This is a genomic window from Mesorhizobium sp. P3_A9 (assembly GCF_056402975.1).
Genome location: NZ_JBFUGJ010000559.1, coordinates 1 through 2,552 on the forward strand (window position 1 = coordinate 1; position 2,552 = coordinate 2,552).

Sequence of the window (2,552 nt, forward strand, 5' to 3'; positions counted from 1 at the left end):
TTTCGAGAGTGACTCGATTTTCCAGGCGAAGCGCGATTTCGAAATCGCCCACAAGGCGCAATTCGGCTTCGTCTATGACGACAAGCCGATGATCGTCGAGACGGTCGGCCTCGAAGGTTCCGAAATCGGCGAAAGCAGCGCTGAAGCCTATGCGCCCGCCGGACCTGCAAGGGTTGAAGCTGGCGCTTCCGGAACGCGGCGCATCTACACCGAAGGCCGGTGGCATGAAGCCGGCATCCATCGTCGCKAAAACCTGCGCCCGTCCAATCTGGTCGCCGGCCCTGCCCTCATCATCGAGCCGAACCAGACCATTGTCGTCGAACCGGGCTGGCAGGCCGAAATCACCAACCTCAACCACGTCGTGATCCGCCGCACGGCAAGGAAGGTGCGCGCCGCTGCGCTTGGCACATCAGCCGATCCGGTCATGCTGGAAGTCTTCAACAACCTCTTCATGTCGATCGCCGAGCAGATGGGCGTGACGCTGCAGAACACCGCCTATTCCGTCAACATCAAGGAAAGGCTGGATTTTTCCTGCGCCGTCTTCGACCACACCGGAGCGTTGGTCGCCAACGCGCCGCACATGCCGGTGCACCTCGGCTCCATGGACCGCTCGGTCGAAACCATCATCCGGCTGAACTCCGGCGACATCCACCCAGGCGACGTCTTTGCCTTGAACGCCCCCTACAATGGCGGCACGCATCTGCCTGATATCACGGTGGTGACGCCGGTCTTCGACGATGCTCAAGAGAACATCCTGTTCTGGGCGGCCTCGCGCGGCCATCACGCTGATATTGGCGGCACCGCCCCTGGCTCGATGACGCCGCTTGCCACCACGGTCGACGAGGAAGGCGTGTTGTTCGACAATTTCCGTATCGTCGACCGCGGAAAATTCCGCGAAAAAGAGCTGCATACGCTGCTCACCGACCACCGATATCCGGCCCGCAACCCGCACCAGAACATTGCCGACCTCAAGGCGCAGATCGCCGCCAACGAGAAAGGCGTCGCCGAACTGCGCAAGATGGTCGCGCATTTCGGCCTCGATGTGGTCGAAGCCTATATGGGCCACGTCCAGGACAATGCCGCCGAAAGCGTGCGCCGGGTGCTGGAGCGGCTGCCGGACACATCGGCCTATGAATATCCCACCGATACCGGCCAGGTCATCAAGGTGAAGATTACGGTCGACCGGCAAAAGCGCGAAGCGACGGTCGACTTCACCGGCACGTCGCCTGTCATGAAGAACAATTTCAATGCGCCGGAGCCCGTCGCCCGCGCCGCCGTGCTTTATGCCTTCCGCGTCATGGTCGAGGACATGATCCCGATGAATGCCGGGTGCCTCAGGCCCATCAACATCATCATTCCCGATGGCTGCATGCTGAAGCCCGCCTACCCTGCCGCCGTCGTTGCCGGCAATGTCGAGACCTCGCAGCATGTCACCAATGCGCTGTTCGGCGCCATGGGCGCTATGGCCAATGCGCAGGGAACGATGAACAACCTGACCTTCGGCAACAAGCAGTACCAGTACTACGAGACGATCTGCTCCGGCTCGCCTGCCGGTCAGATGAACTCCGGCCGCGGCTTTGCCGGCACCTCGGGCGTCCACACCCATATGACCAATTCGCGCCTCACCGATCCGGAAGTGCTGGAACTGCGCTTTCCCGTGGTGCTGGAGGATTTCCAAATCCGCGAAGGCTCCGGCGGCAAGGGCAAATGGAGCGCCGGCGACGGCACCAAACGCACCATCCGCTTCCTCGAGAAGATGGAATGCGCGATCCTGTCCTCGCACCGCAACCGCCCGCCGCAGGGGCTGGACGGAGGTGGCGACGGCGAGGTCGGCTCGACCAAGATACGTCGCAAGGATGGGGCGGTCGAGGTGCTGAAGGCCTGTGACCAGACCGTGCTCGATGCCGGCGAGGCTGTCATCCTGACAACACCGACGCCGGGTGGGTTTGGCAAGGCCTGAGCCCGTTCATCGGGCTCACACCTCCCCACCGCTTTCATCACCGTCTATTCGGCGACGATGCTGGCCCAGCAGGTGACCGCGCTGCAGATCGAACTCCACCGTCCGAAACCCTTGTAGATTTGCGCAGCCATTGTGGCTTGTTGCTTGAGCGTCATGCCGTCCGCCTTGATCTGAGGATCGGAAACATTCCGGATCGCAAGCCAGCGTGGCGCCGCTGCGCCCATCTCCGAAGCGACCAATCCAAGGATGGCGTCGCCCATTTCCGATACGGCTCCAAGGCCCTGGAGGTGGTAGTGATTATCGGAGGTGTCAAAGCCAAAGAAATCGGTCGTTACCACGCACGATTTCAGCGCGCTTGGCGCGGCAACAAAGATTTTTGGCACCCGGGTGTTGTCTTGCGGTAGCTGCGATGCGTTGGTTTTGAACAGCTGCCGCGCCTTGGCGAAGTGGCTGGTCTTGGCGACGGCGCTTGCATAGTGAAGGTTGGCAAACGGCTCCTTCTTGAATTTGGCAAGACAATCGAAGCGAACCAGCGGGCTCACCACGACATCCCCAACTTCGAACTGCTTGCCGATACCGCCCGCAGTTCCAG

General features: G+C 61.4%; 2 protein-coding genes. One reads left to right on the forward strand and one right to left on the reverse strand.

The features are described 5' to 3' along the window. Positions 1-1,960 (forward strand): hydantoinase B/oxoprolinase family protein (locus AC1DX0_RS34410; RefSeq protein WP_477358834.1); only part of this gene is annotated, 1,960 nt, incomplete at its 5' end. A gap of 44 nt (positions 1,961-2,004) precedes the next feature. On the opposite strand, the gene AC1DX0_RS34415 is transcribed toward AC1DX0_RS34410, so the two are convergent. Further along, on the reverse strand, positions 2,005-2,552 hold a 548-nt coding region (locus tag AC1DX0_RS34415), incomplete at its 5' end, for a phosphorylase family protein (protein WP_477358837.1).